Origin of the sequence: Pseudoalteromonas sp. XMcav2-N (genome assembly GCF_024124545.1) — a bacterium.
GTDB lineage: Bacteria > Pseudomonadota > Gammaproteobacteria > Enterobacterales > Alteromonadaceae > Pseudoalteromonas.
Genome location: NZ_JAMXSF010000010.1, coordinates 46,068 through 63,247, shown reverse-complemented (window position 1 = coordinate 63,247; position 17,180 = coordinate 46,068). Strand labels below are relative to the sequence as shown.

Annotated in this window: 12 protein-coding genes; 8 read left to right on the top strand and 4 right to left on the bottom strand. The window is 45.6% G+C overall.

Annotated features, from left to right (window positions below):
- Nucleotides 1-63 precede the first annotated feature (63 nt).
- The 7 genes from NH568_RS14070 (at nucleotide 64) to NH568_RS14040 (ending at nucleotide 8,250) form a co-directional block, all read left to right on the top strand.
- Nucleotides 64-1,017 carry a TauD/TfdA family dioxygenase gene (locus tag NH568_RS14070; protein ID WP_253048280.1) on the top strand — a complete coding sequence of 318 codons (954 nt, stop codon included), beginning with the start codon at nucleotides 64-66 and terminating at the stop codon, nucleotides 1,015-1,017.
- A 73-nt stretch (nucleotides 1,018-1,090) separates the two neighbouring features.
- Complete coding sequence (locus tag NH568_RS14065; RefSeq protein WP_138550908.1) at nucleotides 1,091-2,458, top strand: serine hydrolase domain-containing protein; 1,368 nt, start codon at nucleotides 1,091-1,093, stop codon at nucleotides 2,456-2,458.
- 1,520 nt (nucleotides 2,459-3,978) lie between these two features.
- Nucleotides 3,979-4,539 (top strand): DUF697 domain-containing protein, encoded by a 561-nt coding sequence (locus NH568_RS14060; protein ID WP_138543464.1) that lies wholly within the window; start codon nucleotides 3,979-3,981, stop codon nucleotides 4,537-4,539.
- 93 nt (nucleotides 4,540-4,632) lie between these two features.
- A complete protein-coding gene (locus NH568_RS14055) occupies nucleotides 4,633-4,812 on the top strand; it encodes a hypothetical protein (RefSeq protein ID WP_253048279.1) in 180 nt (59 codons plus the stop codon).
- Nucleotides 4,813-5,002: 190 nt separating this feature from the next.
- Nucleotides 5,003-6,664 (top strand): cyclic peptide export ABC transporter, encoded by a 1,662-nt coding sequence (locus NH568_RS14050; RefSeq protein ID WP_253048278.1) that lies wholly within the window; start codon nucleotides 5,003-5,005, stop codon nucleotides 6,662-6,664.
- Nucleotides 6,661-7,818, top strand: coding sequence for a prohibitin family protein (locus tag NH568_RS14045; protein WP_253048276.1), 1,158 nt, complete (start codon nucleotides 6,661-6,663; stop codon nucleotides 7,816-7,818). Before NH568_RS14050 ends, NH568_RS14045 begins: the two co-directional genes overlap by 4 nt.
- 231 nt (nucleotides 7,819-8,049) lie before the next feature.
- A complete protein-coding gene (locus tag NH568_RS14040) occupies nucleotides 8,050-8,250 on the top strand; it encodes a hypothetical protein (protein WP_253048275.1) in 201 nt (66 codons plus the stop codon).
- Nucleotides 8,251-9,109: 859 nt separating this feature from the next.
- On the opposite strand, the gene NH568_RS14035 is transcribed toward NH568_RS14040, so the two are convergent.
- The 4 genes from NH568_RS14035 to NH568_RS14020 all read right to left on the bottom strand — a co-directional run bounded on the left by NH568_RS14035 (nucleotide 9,110) and on the right by NH568_RS14020 (nucleotide 12,154).
- Nucleotides 9,110-9,289 carry a hypothetical protein gene (locus NH568_RS14035; RefSeq protein WP_054017220.1) on the bottom strand — a complete coding sequence of 60 codons (180 nt, stop codon included), beginning with the start codon at nucleotides 9,287-9,289 and terminating at the stop codon, nucleotides 9,110-9,112.
- Nucleotides 9,290-9,487: 198 nt separating this feature from the next.
- Nucleotides 9,488-9,661 (bottom strand): hypothetical protein, encoded by a 174-nt coding sequence (locus NH568_RS14030; RefSeq protein ID WP_253048273.1) that lies wholly within the window; start codon nucleotides 9,659-9,661, stop codon nucleotides 9,488-9,490.
- A 557-nt stretch (nucleotides 9,662-10,218) separates the two neighbouring features.
- On the bottom strand, nucleotides 10,219-11,166 hold the full coding sequence (locus NH568_RS14025) for a hypothetical protein (protein ID WP_253048272.1): 948 nt from the start codon (nucleotides 11,164-11,166) through the stop codon (nucleotides 10,219-10,221).
- 274 nt (nucleotides 11,167-11,440) lie between these two features.
- Entirely contained in the window at nucleotides 11,441-12,154 is a 714-nt protein-coding gene (locus NH568_RS14020) for a helix-turn-helix transcriptional regulator (RefSeq protein ID WP_253048270.1), read from the bottom strand.
- Nucleotides 12,155-12,485: 331 nt separating this feature from the next.
- Here NH568_RS14020 and NH568_RS14015 point away from each other — a divergent pair, with 331 nt between their 5' ends.
- Nucleotides 12,486-16,463 carry a response regulator gene (locus NH568_RS14015; protein ID WP_253048268.1) on the top strand — a complete coding sequence of 1,326 codons (3,978 nt, stop codon included), beginning with the start codon at nucleotides 12,486-12,488 and terminating at the stop codon, nucleotides 16,461-16,463.
- Nucleotides 16,464-17,180: the final 717 nt, after the last annotated feature.

Genomic DNA, 17,180 nt, shown 5'->3' with positions numbered 1-17,180 from the left:
CAATTAATGTCAAAATTACGATGTAAATTTTACTTGTTACCTTACTTAAAGGATGGGAATAAAATGGATCAGTTACTATCACCAGACATGGATTTAAATTCCGCCGATACAGATCAACGGATCCATGATCTCTCAGGACAAAAGCAAAGTGGTCTTGCCTGGGTTAAGGCGAATGTTAAGGAAATTAATGCCTGGGTTGACCGCGATGGGTTTGCGCTGTTGCGTGGCCTCAACATTGTTAGCACCAACCAGTTCAGCACCATTTTGGAAACGATTTTTGGTGAACCGCTCAGTCAATATATTTATCGCTCTTCGCCTCGTACCGCACTTCGCAACAACATCTATACCACCACGGAATATCACGCCGACCAGGTGATCCTGCAACACAATGAAAATGCCTACTCCAATTGCTGGCCAATGCGGATGGGCTTTTTTTGCGTTGTTCCTGCTAAAACGGGGGGCGATACCCCGCTTGCAGATAGTCGGGAAGTATACAAGCGACTGCCTGATGACCTCAAAGCGCGGTTTGAAGAGCGCGGCATTATGTATGTACGCAATTACGGTGACATAGATTTGCCCTGGCAGGAAGTGTTTCAGACCAGTGATCGGGATGAAGTAGAGGCGTATTGCTGGAAAAACGACATTCAGTGCGAGTGGTTTGACGATGGCAGGTTACAGACCAGACAGTTCAGACCTGCGGTTATGACACATCCGCAAACCGGCGAAAAGGTTTGGTTTAACCAGGCGCATTTATTCCATTGCTCTGCAGTAGACAATGAAATGCCCGACAGCATCGGAAGCGATTACTTGCCGCGCAACGCCTATTACGGTGACGGTAGTGAGATTGCCAGAGAAGACATTGATGTCATCAATGATGTCTACCGTACGCTCACTTTTTCTTACCCCTGGCAGCGCAACGACATTTTGCTGCTAGACAACATGCTATTCACACATGGCCGTCAGGCTTATACAGGTACTCGCAAGGTACTGGTGGGAATGGCAAAAGCGGCGCGTTAATGAGCGCCAATTGGGGTTTGTTAGTGGTGATGTGGTTGGCAAACAAAGTGGTCAAAATTGAGGAATCCATACAATGAACTGGTTATACCCTTCAAGACTCAAGATCATGGTGATGTGTTTGATCAGCCTGATCCTGGCATCGTGTCTGCAAAACAAAAGTTCGGCAAAAGACACAACTATCACGGCATCGCAACTGGAAATGATCGATGTATCCGTTAAACAGTATTGCGACGCTATGGTGTTTTTCGGGACTATCTATATTACTTCCGTAGACAAAGTGGTTTATGAGTACCACTGTGGCCCGCAAAACATGCAATACAACGTGGACAACACGGTTAAGTCTAAGTACCGCATTGGTTCAAATACCAAAGCATTTGCTGCTGCTATCCTGATGCGCATGTTAGAGGGTAAGGACCTCAGAGTCGAAACTGTTGGTGACTATCTGCCTTGGTATCCTAAAAACCAGTGCGCAGACGTAACCTTGCATAATTTGCTGGCGATGTCGTCGGGGATCCCTAACTACAGTGACAACGAAGAAGTGTATAACAACTGGGGCTGGCGTCCTTACTTGTATGACGAAACGCTCAACCTGAATGGTCCGGAAGGGTTTGGTAACCGCTTTTGTACATGTGATGAGCAAGGGGGCCAGCCTTCTTTTACCCAGGGAAGCAAATACGAATACAGTAACTGTAACTACTATCTGGTTGGCAACATCATTGAGCAGCTAGCAGCGGGTACACAAGGGGATATCGACCGCAGTTTCTGGTTCAGCAACATCCTAAAAGAACAGATCCTGGATCCGCTGGATATGAGTGACAGTGGCTCGTTTAGTGCCATTGGCATTTATTCTGATATGACAACAGGTTATATCTACAAAGACAACCAATACCTGCCACTGGCCAACGGCCGTCCGCCAGCAACCGGTGGCCCGGCACCCTATCAGGATATCCTGGTTAATCCATACAGTAACCCTTTGGTGCTGTACTCGGCCGGTGATATGTACTCCACCGTTGAAGATATGCACAAGTGGGATCAGGGTTTATATACCAACAAAATCCTTAATGAAGCGCAGAAGTTGGCAGCATTCGCGCCTTATTCAAATACTGGCAGCTCAAGCTCGTGTGAATACTACGGATATGGTTGGTTTGTCACCTATATCGACCCCAATCAGTACGGCAAAGTCGCAGACTGTCCCGATGACCCCAGCGAAACAAACCTCAGAAAGTACGAGAAATTTTTACAATATTCGGGCAGTTACCCTTACTCATGGGTGACCAGCTTTAATCGCCTGCTGGAGCGGGATCAGAACGTGATGGTGTTCAGCAACTATGTGAAAACCGGCACTGAGTCGGACTGTATCGCAGAAGAAATTCGCAACATTATTTTCTATAGCGACAAGCACCGCACCGAGGCATGTCAGACAGTATTGGATGAAGCGTAAAAGTGCGGGCAACACAGGTGTTTATCGGTTCAAGGCTGGGGTGGCAAACCAGCCAGCCCGTAACAACACCTTTGTCACCCTTCAACAACTGCGTTGTCATCCCGCACTTGATGCGGGAGCTACACACAGACAACACGGTTGTTGGATAGTTAGCGGTACGAGTGAAGAATTTGTGGTCCCCGGCTCGTTGGCCGGGATGACGGGGTTTGGAGTGTAAACAACAACTGCGTTGTCATCCCGCACTTGATGCGGGATCTACTCACAGACAACACGGTTGTTGGGTAGTTAGCGGTACGAGTGAAGAATTTGTGGTTCCCGGCTCGTTGGCCGGGATGACGGGGTTGGAGTATAGGCGTGTGCCCAAAATCAGGATGACGGGCTCTGATGCTGGTTTGTAGGGACATACTGCTATCCGACAACAACTGCGTTGTCATCCCGCACTTGATGCGGGATCTACTCACAGACAACACGGTTGTTGGGTAGTTAGCGGTACGAGTGAAGAATTTGTGGTTCCCGGCTCGTTGGCCGGGATGATGGGGTTGGAGTGTAAACAACAACTGCGTTGTCATCCCGCACTTGATGCGGGATCTACTCACAGACAACACGGTTGTTGGGTAGTTAGCGGTACCAGTCAAGAATGAATGGTTCCCGGCTCGTTGGCCGGGATGACGGGGTTTGGAGTGTAAACAACAACTGCGTTGTCATCCCGCACTTGATGCGGGATCTACTCACAGACAACACGGTTGTTGGGTAGTTAGCGGTACCAGTGAAGAATTTATGGTTCCCGGCTCGTTGGCCGGGATGACGGATTTAGGGCTATTAGCAACAGCTCCGTTGTCATCCCGCACTTGATGTGGGATCTACCGACAAACAACACGGTTGTTGGGTAGATGGCGGTACGAGTGAAGAATTTATGGTTCCCGGCTCGTTGGCCGGGATGACGGATTTAGGGCTATTAGCAACAACTGCGTTGTCATCCCGCACTTGATGCGGGATCTACTCACAGACAACACGGTTGTTGGGTAGTTAGCGGTACGAGTGAAGAATTTATGGTTCCCGGCTCGTTGGCCGGGATGACGGGGTTTGGAGTGTAAACAACAACTGCGTTGTCATCCCGCACTTGATGCGGGATCTACTCACAGACAACACGGTTGTTGGGTAGATGGCGGTACGAGTGAAGAATTTATGGTTCCCGGCTCGTTGGCCGGGATGACGGGGTTGGAGTATAGGCGTGTGCCCAAAATCAGGATGACGGGCTCTGATGCTGGTGTGTTTGGGCATTGCGTCATTTAGCAGCAACGAGCCTGGTAGAAATAAAAAATATACTCGCGGTGAGTTTAGGCATTGTAACGGCTTATCCACTGTATTTTTAAGCATTTACTTGCTGTGTTTTAGGACATGGAAAGTGAAAAAGGGCAAGTTAGGGTCTAGGCTTTACCTGACTTGGTGGGTTTAACAACTGTTTATGCCAACTGAGTTTTAAACGACGTTGGTACAATTCCAATCATAGAGGAAAAAACATGACAGCGACAAAAACAGCGAAGGATGACAAGGCAACAACTGCTGCTGAAGCTGCTGCAAAGCAGGATACAGTCAGTGTTGAAGCTGAGAATCGCGAAGCCGTAGCGCGCATTATTGTCGATAAGTACACCAAATGGTCTTTCGGTACCGGTCTTATTCCAGTACCTGCGATTGATTTGGTGGCGTTAACTGGGGTGCAAATCAAGATGATCAGTGAGATCGCCAAGGTTTACGGCCAGTCATACAGCGACAATAAAATCCGCGGAACGGTTAGTGCGGTGATTGGCGGCTCATTCCCACAATCTTTGGGCGGTGCTGGACTGAGTAGTTTCTTAAAGTCAGTACCAATCATTGGCACGCTTAGCGCAATCGCATTTATGCCTGTGGTATCTGCTGCTTCTACAAATGCAGTCGGCTCCACATTTATTCGACACTTTGAAAATGGCGGTACTTTGCTAGATCTGAATCTGGCAAGTATTAAGGGAGATATCTCTGAAATTGCAGCAAAGTATCGTAAAGATAAAGGCAACAGCACTCAAGAGAATCAAGCTGCAGTGTAGTTGAGACGCTAAATCTTAAATAAACCAGCAGTTTACTGTTGGTTTATTTTCGTTTGTTAAATCGAACTGTAAAGCAGTTCATAGGAGCGAAAAATGTTAGTTACTTTGTATCTGGTGTTGTGTGTACTTTCGGGCTACTGGGGACGTAACACGTTTGCAGGTCCGGTGGGATTCTTTTTAATTGGCCTGTTCTTTACGCCTTTAGTCAGTTTGTTAGTGCTGCTACTGGCGCAATCACGCCTGGCAGAACCGAAAGAAGTAGAGGAAGAATAGTAGAAAACGATCGCATTGCCAGCAGTCATTGCTTGATTGTGATTGAAAAACAGGCAAGCTAAAAAACAGAGGAAGCAGATCCTCAAGATAAGATAACAAGGATTGCAGTTTTTGCTGCGTCGTAGCGCTCAGTATTCTGACCAATGGCGGACTTTCAGGCCATTGGTAACACAATGAAAAGACAATAAAAATGGTATTATACGATTTAATAAGTCGAAACATTAAAATTAAGAAAAGGACCTTTGTATTACTCGGTTGTATCTCTGGCCTGGCGAATGCACTGGTGCTTGCTCTCATCAACAACGTGGCAGAAAATATTTCTGATATCCACAAAGAAAACTTTATCTTTTACTACCTGATCCTGTTCACGCTGACAGTCTTGATCTACGGTTTGACGCAACAAAGAGTTATGACCAAAGCTGCAAAAATGGTAGAAAAAGCCATCGACAAGTTGCGGGTCGAGCTATTTGAATCTGTAAGGCATACCGAGCTATCAACTCTGGAGAAAATTGGTAAAGAACGTATTTTTAACACCCTGAGTAAAGAATTGCAGACCATTTCTCACTCTGCGCAGCTGTTTGTGATCATCGGCCAGTCAATAAGCTTGGTGTTTTTTACATCTTTATATATTGCTTATCATTCAGTTGCAGCATTCCTGGTACTTGGCGTACTGATTACCATGGGCGGTTTTATTCACCGTTTCAGATCTGATGAGATCCAGCGCAACATGCAACAAGCGTTTCAGAGTGAAAACCAGCTTATTCAGCGCCTGTCAGACCTGCTTGACGGTTTTAAGGAAGTAAAACTGAGCACACCAAGAGCAGAAGATCTGGAGCATGAGTTTGCTATGTCCTCGGGCAAAGCCCGACGCGCTCAAACCGTCACCAAAACCTTATTTGCTACCGACTTTGTGCTATCACAAATTACTTTTTTTGCCGCGACCGGTGCGATGGTGTTCTTTGTTCCCGTGTTATCCGATGTGTATCCGGAAGTGGTGATAAAAGTCACCACCGCATCGCTGTTTTTAATCGGCCCGATCACCAGTATTGTGGGCGGTATTCCAATCTTCACCACAGCAACGGAGGCGGCACAAAACGTACTGGCGCTCGAGGCCGACCTCAAGCAGGAGCAGGCTGAATCCGTAGCACGACGCAATCATCAGGTAACCCAAATTGACAGTTTCGATGAACTGCGCCTGGAAGGCGCTTATTATCAGCACAACCGCAAGCCTGGTGACAGACCCTTCTTTGTTGGGCCTGTTGATTTGACGGTGAAGAAGGGTCAAATCACCTTTATTACTGGCGGAAACGGTAGCGGTAAAACCACATTTATTCGTATGCTGACCGGTTTATATGAACTTCAGGCCGGGCAGATATTCCTTGATGGACAGGCAATCAGCGACGCTGAACGAGCAAGTTTCCGCAGCATATTCACATCGGTGTTTGCGGATTTTCACCTGTTCAAACAACTATATGGTATTCGCGCAACCTCTCAGGAGGAAATTGACGAGTGGCTGGCCTTTTTAGAAATGAACACCAAGGTCAGTGTTGTGGACGGTGAGTTTAGTACCATAGAGCTTTCTTCCGGGCAAAGAAAACGCCTGGCGTTACTGAGCACCATATTGGAAAACCGGCCCATCTATATTTTTGATGAGTGGGCGGCGGATCAGGACCCGATATTCAGAAAGAAATTCTACGAACAAGTGCTGCCCAGATTAAAGGCTCGGGGCAATACGGTAATAGCAATTACGCATGACGACGCCTATTTCCATCTGGCGGACGTACATTTGAAGATGGTAGAAGGACAACTAATGGAACATCATGAAGTAAACACTGATGGAGTGCCGTCATGAATATAATCTTACCGCCCGATTTGATGTTGATGGCACTGGCGGGTATTTGCCTGCTGATCCTGATCGCCAGCCTGGTAATGCGAGGCCTCAGGCGCTACAAACCCAGCTGGCGTAAACGTATATTATCCTGGCGTTTCAGAGCCGGCCTGACTTTACTGATCTGCTTGTTCTTAATTGTGGCACTAGTGCCTTTCATTTTTGTTAGGGTAGATTCGGGTGAGGTTGCTGTATTGTGGAAACGCTTCGGTGGAGGTACTTATCTTGATCAGCACTTTAGTGAAGGTACCGTGCTCGTCATGCCCTGGGACAAGTTGATTATCTATAACGGGCGATTTCAGACCGCACACGAGAACATTGATGCGATAACCAATGAAGGGTTGAGGATCACATTAAATGTCACCGTGAGGTATCGGCCTGTTATCAACCATGTTCCCTATCTGCATCAACTTGTGGGGCCAAAATATCTTGAAGAAATGGTCTTGCCTGAAGTGGCATCAGCAGTACGTATGATAGTTTCACGTTATCGTGCTGAGCAAGTGTACAGTCATCAGCGGATCCAAGTACAAAAAGAGCTACTTCAGGAAGTATTACACGAACTGCATCTTCAGGAAGAAACCATTTTAGAACAGAGCGGAAAACTCAAAGACGGCCATACTTTAGTCAACCTGGACGATATGCTGATAAAACGAGTGGATGTGCCGGATAAAGTGCATGAAGCCATCATCTCTAAAGTTAACCAAAGCTATCTGAACGAAGAATATGCGATGCGTCTGGAAGTTGCGAAGAAAGAAGCGCTGAGAAAGAAAACCGAAGCGCAGGGGATCGCAGACTTTCAGGAAACGGTTGCTGGTGGTATTTCTGAAACTTACCTGAGGTGGCGAGGCATTGAAGCCACGATTGAATTGGCGAAGTCAAACAACAGTAAAGTTGTGGTTATTGGCAGCGGAAAAGATGGTTTACCCTTGATCCTTAATACCGAAAGCAGCCTAAGTGGGCCAGCCCCGACGTTGGGACAAGATACGTCGACATTAGTGACGGCTGGGGAGACATCATTGCCCCAGAGCGAACACACAAAAAGTATCATTAAGCCCGGGGAGCCGATGAGTTCGCACCATATGAGCTCGGCAAAATCGGGTGAGCCAATGCATAAATAACATCAGTGTCAGAGTTTAATCTGTACACAGAGCATTATCACAATGCATTGGGGCAACAACGAAGTTGAGTGATTCTCCATCAACTAAATGAACAATATTGATTAAAAAACAAATGTTTATAAAATTTTGTTACATTAAATTAGAGTGTTTTGATGTTGACGGGCAATGAGGGTTACGTTACTTTGTTTCTGAGCTTACTGACAAGCTCGTCAATAAAAGGAAATTAAGAAAATGAAATTGACATTAAAAAAATCAAAAATGAAAAACTTATCACAAAGCTCTAAGCTGCAAATGAATGCAACCCCAGCAGTTGCTGGTGGCGGTATCATTGATAATACACCTACACGTTACCTTGAAGGCTGCGATCGTCACTCTTTTGACTGGCAGTACTCTTGTGGTCTGGGTGACGGTTGTAACGACGTACCTCGTTAATAATCAATAGTCTGGCGCAGTTATAACTGTGCCTTGATGCGTAAAGCGCCTTGTCAGTTTGACGAGGCGTTTTTAGTTTTGGGGTCTGCTACAACATTGGTCACTTCTACTCATTTGTTCTTTACTTCTGCATACTGAACGACAGTTCAGCTCCAGCCCGCGTTTTTACTTCTGCCAGATTGATATATCACACCAGAGACAGGGATAGGTTGCGCATGGCGAATTAGTGAGTTTATTTACGCCGTAATAAAGCTGCGTATTTATCGGGAAGTTAAAGCGTATTTTTTCAAATAAAAATGTGCGTGGCAAAGTGGTTGTAAAGGGGCTTTACAACATAAAAAGCGCCTGGACGACGCTTAGATTATAAAGAAAGTAATGATTAACTAGTTTACACCCCGACAAGTCCATCCCATCCCACAGGTATTTGCATACCAGTCAGTAAAAAATGGGCAGCCTCTGTCAAAGCGAGTTTCAATATCTGTGGTAGGGCGGGGGCCGCCACCTGCGATCATGGGAGTAGCCTTGTGATCCACTGATTGCGTTGAAGAAAGGTTCTTTATCTTAGTTTTCTGTAGTTTTAGTTTCATATTACGAGTCCTTGATAAGTGGTGATTAAAAATTAACCCCATCAAGTATTTTTGTCAACAATATATTGTATATTATTTTGGCTTGTTTAAGCTGATGTTAAGTATATGAGTTAGTCCAGAGAGGTAGAATCAGGTCGAGGCTATCCAGGTCAACTAAAACATGATGGTCTGCTACACGGAAAAAGCCAAAGTTAGATCTAGGGGTTGTGCAATAGAGTGGGAGTTAAACTTGTCAAAAGGCACACAAGATGTGCCTTCGCTGATGCCTGTGTTTAAAGTGGCATGTTACAGGTGTATACCTGAACATAAGTGTGCCACGGGCAACCTTTGTTTACTTTTGTTGGCGGGAATGCGATATCACCACCACCGGCAACTTGAGGTGTTTGTTCTAAACCGACGCTTTTACTGCTAGATAAGTTTTTGAATTTCTTTTTATTTAAACTTAACTTCATTTTAATCTCCTTATGATAGGTTTGGCAGTGTGCCATTTGTATTTATGTCACATTTAAAGGGGGTTGTAAATTTATTGTGTTTTTTATGAGGTTTGAACTGGCTTTTTATTTTATTCGCAGAGAGGTTTCTTGCCGGGGGTTGCCATCCGGAATACACAGAAACATCAGGGCGCTCAGAGCACCCTGGCTGTAATTGCTTTAACGCGGGTTACACGTATTCAATGGATAATAAGAGAAATAGGGACAACCTTGCTGTACTCTGGTGGGAGGGATAGCACTGGCGCCACCTGCAATCATCGGCGTCTGCTCTTCGGCCACGGTCTTTTTGTCACATAAGTTTTTGAGGTTCTTTTTGCTTAGATGTAATTTCATATATATTTCCTTTTTTACATGTTGATAGTCGTGGTTATTTTTTGCACACAATGTTGCTGGTGTAAATTGAAAGAATTTAATGTGCCATTATCAGGGATCTCTGAATCTGCTCCAAAGTAAAGTGCAAGTTGGTTGTGGCTGTTTGTGATGTAATTTTACCCGGTGAGTACGGCCTTAGCCTGGGCCTGGCATAAGGATTTCACGCATCCATATTTTATTCTTATTTATTGGGTAACCTTTCGGGACGGTCTAAGGGAATTACTGTCTGCTTATTATTCGGGCTTTTGTTGTTTGGTAACTATCTTAGTGAGGTGGCTCCGGGTTATTCCAATGTGGCCCACTCCACGCGTTAATTATCAGATGGCTGGGTACTGATGTTTGTTATCAGTCTGTATTGACGGATGAAATATGTAATTAGCGACAGTCTCTGATCAGGGTAGCCTGAAAAGGTGGTCAGAGAGAAACGACTGTAATGAGAGTACTTGTATTAAGGCACACTGGAGGTGCCTTTTCTTAGCAACTCAAAAAGGCATGTCTCATTCTGAGATGTTGCGTTTCTATTGCTTAATCAGCCTGACCCCAATAGCATAGGTTTTCAGAAACGCACCCGCAGGGTACAAATACTCTTTTGCCTTGGCGACGACTTTGGAGCTGTCACCAAATTTTTTGGGCATGATGCTATATAGCAGAACCTTTGGCTCTGACTCTTTGTTCCTATTGGCACTTAACTTTGCGCCAACCCCGGTTAGAATATAATCATTCTCCATAAATACTTCAGATTCGATTCTGGAACTACTTAACTTATTGACCGCACTCACTCGGTGAATGGTATCAACATACCCCAGATTGTGGCCTAACTGTGCGCTTGCAAGATCCTTTCGAATACCGACAACACAGCTGGTAAGCGCAGGGCTGTTGATATCGCTCGCTTTCTTACTGGCCGCGATCCACTGATCCCACCTTCCAGGTGCGGAAGCATACACAGGAGCACTTCCACGCTCGGCATTTTGGGTAGCCTTTGCACCTCCGCTTATCATAAGGTAGCCATTGTCGGGAATAGTGGCAGATGAGGCCACGTCTGCACTGTCATTTTGCACCTCATTTTTGCACCAGGATTTAACAATGCTGTGTTTGCCCATATCGCTGCGAGAGATACCCTCTATCTTAATACCAATAGCATAAGCTGTTAGCGCATGATCCGCTGAGCTTTTATCAGCTAGCGTAGATACAATCCATGATTGCTGTGTTTCTATATCTGGATATGAGGCCGCAATCAGCGCTGAATTATTAACCTTTAAGTCAACACCACCACCTACGACTACCCAGTCATGTGGAATCGTGAGCCTGGTAGTGTGATTGCTGTTGTTACTATCCAGTGTGTATTTCCATACTTGCATGTGAATGCGCCCGGAGCCATCTACGTCACTATAAACTGGGGTCGCAGCATGTACACGTGTGCTTGCCACAAGTAATGCACCAGAGATTATGAGAAATTTGTAATTCATTTTATACGCTCCATTTTCACAGGTTGTCCTTGTTATAACGAGGTTTTTCTAATTCAATCCACTACCTATGTGTGGGGTTGTAGGCCAATGACTATTGGCAATTTTTGCTGCCTCCCTGTTCAGGGAGTGGTGTGTAAGGCATGTAACGAGTAGCCTATATACGAAACACGAAGGCGCTGTTTCCTGACATTCGTGCGGCTTTGTAATCAGTATTCAGGTAAATAAACCATCAGTGAGAAGCCATTCCCTGAGCGCTCACTCTGGGCTGGCCTCGTTAGGGGATAAGCAGGCTTTGTTTTGCTTTTAATACTGCTTCTGTTCTGTTTGCTGCGCCGAGTTGAATGAGGATCTGGCTTACGAGTTCTTTGACTCTATCCTTTGAGACCTGCATCAGCTCAGATATTTCCGGGTTTGTCATGCCCTTTGCCATATACAGTAAACACTCGCTGCTTTTTGGCGTCAGTGATGGGCGCATAAACAAATAGTCCGGGCACTCGTTGATTATTCTCGGTACCAGGGTGAGGGTGATATCACTCAATAGTGTGCCATGTTGTTTATAAAGGAACTTTATCTTTTCTGCGCTCTGGTTTGAAAAGTAATTCACAAACACAATGGCACTGCTGTAATGAACAGGTATGACAATACCGCCGTTAATACTTTCTTGTTGCAGGAGGTTGCCCAGACTTTGCGGGCCCAGAGTTGCGCGATGATAGTCGTCGGTGCACCAGTATCTGGGAGCCAGTGTATGCTGGCAGTACTGCATTAATTCGTCAGAGAAGCAGTGACCCTCAGTAAAATAAGTGTGCAAAAACTGCTCTGAGCAGGTTGAAAGGTATCTGAAAGTCGGCTCTGTACCATTCACACCTACGATAAGAAACCGGTCCATGCCCAGTGGTTCTGAGAATCTGCTTAATGCGCTTGTAATGGCTGTTTCCGGATAAAGTGCAAATGCGTCTGGATGCTCGATCCTGTTACCTGAGTAGTCCATATAAACTCCTGTGTGCTTTTTGTTGTCTTACAGATTCGTTTTTGGGTCTGCATCGTTAAATTAGAGAGTTTTGTGGTTTATCCGTTATAAAAAAAGCGACACCTGATACTGAAAAAGCGACATGTAAAATTATTAGCATATAAATCATAATGTTGCTTCGAGCTTGGTTTTAACTCTCACTATGCGACCTGGTTGATTGTTGTGCAAATTGAAAGTGGAAGGATTAAAAATACTGAAAGTATTGTCAATTTTTTAACATTTAGGTTGACTGTACCTGTTAAAGGTTATAGAAAGTAACTACGCATTTTACAGTAAGGACGTAAGGGCAATAATGCTAAAATGGACCTTGGCAATTATCTTATTCTTTATCATTCAGTGTCATGTACAGGCGCGCGAGGTAGCCGAGCTCAGGCTGCATCTTCAATCCATCGACAAACTCGATATGGTCACCATTATTAACTCTGTTTCACAAGACAGTCAGGGTTATTTGTGGATCAGTGGTACGTCTGGTGTATTGAGGTTTGATGGGTATCAGTCCATATTTTATCCGCACCCGTTAGCAAGAGAAGTCGTTGAAGACGCTCAGGGACGAAGGTGGTTGCTGACAGACCATGGTTTGTATTTGCATAATGACCAGCAGGACAGTTTTACGTCCTATATGGACTCGCTTCGTCAACAGGCTCCACAGGACACAAATCTTTTTAAGAACAGCATTTTATCTGTCCGTACCATGGAGAATGACGCCTTCAGGCCAGCTGCCTTATATCAGGATAGTCAGGATATGTTTTGGCTTGTGGGCGATGATGGTCAGTTAGTCTATTTTTCTGCCGATGAGGATATCTATCAGTTATATGACCTTGACAGCTCAGGGGTCAAACATAATCTTCGTTTTAGTGTCACCTTATATAAAGATGCCCCTTTGTTTATCTCTAAACTTGGCGAAGTATTTTGGTTTGAAAAACCCACCGGCACTTTTATCAAACTGTGGCAAAACAGTACCCTTGCCGATACCCGAATTGTAACGACCGGACCTGAAGACACCTTATATGTGGTGTCTGAGCAAGGTTTTTTCAGGCTCGAACAGCTTGATTCAGGGCAACCTTTGCTGATCCATTTAAGTGATATTGATCATCATGCGGTTACTTCTGTGCATTCAGGCGGCCAAGCAGTTTATGTGGGAACTGCCTCTGAGCTCCTTGTATTAGATTCCAATGACAGAGTAAGTCGAGTCAGCAGGTACCATACCAACGCCCGTTCGCAGCAAATATTTCTGATACGTAGTGTATTTGACGATCAGGGAACGGTCTGGCTCGCATGCAGCCACTCCATATTTGAGGTAGAGCTTATACAGCCTGAGCATGCCAGTGGTTCAGCTAACACAATTTCTGTCGTGACCCAAAAGCCTAATATTGACGGCTTGCAGTTTGATGAAAACGATAACCTCTGGTTTGTAAGCCTGAACCGAGTATACGTGCAGTATAAAGGCCATGCAGAGCCAGAGCCCGTATATTTGGACCCGGCTCAGCCGGAGCGCGATTTTTACACTGTTTATGCCGGGCGAGATGGGACACTGTGGTTTGGTGCATCATCAGCCCTATATCGGCTTGATAAGGGGGCATCCTCTGCAACCAGGGTCAATGTGCCACCCTCAAACGCAGGTATTGAACTTACGATCAGAGACATGGAGCAATCGAATAACGGTCATTTATGGTTACTGACCTATCAGGGAGTTATAGAATATGATCCACAAACTGGCCGGCGGGTATCCTTTTTACCCGGGAATTTTAAAAACCTGAAAAAAGGCAGTAACGATACTGTCTTGGCGTGTGGTTTTGAGACATACATTTTGGGCCAGGGCGAACCGGAAAGGGTGCAATTCCAGATATCGAAAAGCAGTAATGAACTGGTTGTTTATGACGCTGACATCGATCCAAAAGGACGATTCTGGGCGGCAACCTCTTATGGATTGTTACTTCATGACTTGAAAACCAAACAATCACAGCAGTTTGATGTCAATGGCGTTTATCCCAACGTCGCATTTGGCTTTGTATATCGGGTTAGTACAGGGCATATCTGGGTGTCTGATATGACTAATCTGTATAAACTCTCGCCAGATACCATGCAAGTGGTATTTTCAATGCCAGTTAAGCACATGAATATTGGTGCAAAAACTTATGACAGTGTAGATGAATCGAGCTCTGGAGTTTTGTACCTAGGTGGAATAAGCGGGATTGCTGCCTTATCAAAAGTACAAGCCAAGGAGCCATATGGAGTACATATAAGCAGAGTCTATGTGCAAGGGGAGCGCTATGCTGTGTACCAGGATCCCCAGCATTCGGTGAACGCGATTATGCCCGGCAGATGGTTTAATAGTGCGCAGAGGAACTTTAAGTTTGAGTTCGTTAATATTAAGCGGGATCGGAATGTCGATGTCTATTATCAGTATCGGTTGCTGGGTTTTGATACGAACTGGACGGAGGCAGAGCAAACGCAGCGTAGCGCTACTTACACCAACTTGCCGTCGGGCAGATACGAGTTTGTGATTAGAAGTCGGGCGATTTCGAGTGACTGGACTGAATCGCGCTTTGAGTTTGAGGTTGCAACCCCCTGGTATTTAACCGGCTGGGCTTTCACACTTTATGTTTTTGGCGCTGTTGTGTTGATTGGGCTAATTCTATTCGCCAGAACACATCAGCTAAAGCGACGCAATCTGCATCTGGAAGAACTCGTGCTGTCGCGCACCGAAGAAATAGAGCAAAAGCGTGCTCAAATAGCTAGTTTAATGGAAAGTAAAAACGTGTTTTTTGGTAATGTATCTCATGAACTGAGAACGCCTCTGGCAGTGATCATGCTGCCAATTAAAAGTATGTTGAAGCAAGCAAATAATGACGGTAACAGCAAATGGCATACAGCGTATTCACAGGCTTTGAGGCTGGAAAAGCTCATCGACAACCTGATCCGCTATGCCAGAAAAGACGATGTCTCTCCTTTTGAGAATCATCACTTTACTGCCAAAGAGGTATTACTAAAACAGGCTCATGCGTTTGAGCTGCTCGCCAGTGAAAAACAGATCCGTTATGAAGTAACTCATACTCTGGATGCACAGGAAGTGTTGCTTAATGAGGCGGACTTTGAACAGATAATCACAAACCTTTTGTCTAACGCCGTGAAATATACTCCTGTAAAAGGCGAGATTATTGTGGAAGCGAATCAGCGTGGTGGCTTTCTGCAATTGATGTTTAGTAACTCCGGGCCCGGTATTTGTAAATCTTTACAGGCACACGTGTTTAAACGGTATGTGCGTGGAGAGCACAGTGAAATAGGCGGGCAGGGGATTGGCCTGTCTGTGGTGCATCAGCTCATCAGCGACTGTGGAGGAGAAATAGTGCTGAGCAGCGAGCCCGGAGAGGGATGTCGGTTTACCCTGACAATCCCGCTTTACTGTGAAGCGTCAGCGCAAGATATAGGTAGCAGAGTACACACAGAAGCCATAGCAAAAGCAAAGGCTAAGTCCCAGATGACTGACAAACCCGGGCCCAACGCCCCAGTGTTAATTGTAGAGGATAACCCCCAGCTAAGAATGATGCTTCAGCAGACTTTGTCTGAATGGTTTGATTGCTCAGTTGCCTGTGATGGAGAGCAAGGCCTGTCACAAGCAAAATCCGAGTTACCCGACCTTATTATCAGCGATGTGATGATGCCAAAAATGTCGGGACTGGAAATGCTGCGAGAACTCAAGCAGGATGATACAACGAGCCATATCCCCGTGATATTACTGACAGCAAAAGAGGACGACGACAGTCGTATTTTGGGGTTTGAGGCAGAAGCCGATGATTACATGGGTAAACCCTGCGATCTTGATGTACTAAGGCATAGAGTGGAAAACTTGATTAAAGGGCGCAAGAAACTGGCGCGGCTACTCGCTGATCAGATCCTACACAGCCCCCCGCAGGCTGATGTGCTCAGCACGACAAAGCGGCTCCCCTTTATTGATAAAATTCAACAAGTGATTGCGCAAAACTATCAGGATCCCAAGTTTGATACTGAGTGCATGGCCAGTCACGTGTTTTTGAGTGTGCGGCAGTTGCAACGCAAAACCCGAAATCTGACAGGGCTATCGCCAAATGCTTTGCTCAGGCAATATCGCTTAGAGCAAGCACGCATCCAGTTGCAAGCGGGCGGTTTGGTGGCTGATGTTGCTTATCAGGTTGGGTTTTCATCCCCTGCTTATTTCAGTAGTTGCTTTAAAGCAGAGTTTAATATTTCGCCTCAACACTATGCAAAGCAGTGTGAGCCTGAATCACAGTGACAAAAACATACAAGGCACGGAGAACGTGCCTGGTATGTTTTTTCTTGGTACAAATCCTGATCAGTCTGAGTGGTAGGTTCGATCAGTTGTTTTCACAAGTCACTACATTTGACCCTGTTGCACATGGCTTGCTATGACCTCCAACGTCTACAATCACTCCTCCTTGTACCAGCGGTGTTAGCCTTGCCTGCATAGCGTGATTTGCCGACAGATTCTTCATTTTTTTTGTTTTTAGAGTAAGTTTCATAATGGTTTCCGTTTTGTTATGTCACCGAGGGTCACTTTTACACTTTATCTAATGATTGTAAACGCCCAAAATACCAAAACAGGTACTTCGTATTACCCCCATTTGGGGAGTACACATTTTTCAGAAACCATGTGTTGTGCAAAGATAAGTTCACTCATACCATAGAGGGCACAAGCAGCCACCAAACGCAGAGCGACTATCCTAGTATAGAACTGCCTCAAAAGCCCCAGTCCGTCATCCCGGCCAACGAGCCGGTATCTACTAACAAACGGCTCCGTAAGCTTGCGATATTTATCTCAGCCAGTACTCCCACACGGTCATCCCGGCCAACGAGCCAAGATCTGCTAACAAACGGCTCCGTAAGCCTGCGACATTCATATCAGCCAAATGCTCACACGGTCATCCCGGCTAACGAGCTGGGATCTACTAACAATCGGCTCCGTAAGCCTGCGACATTCATATCAGCCAAA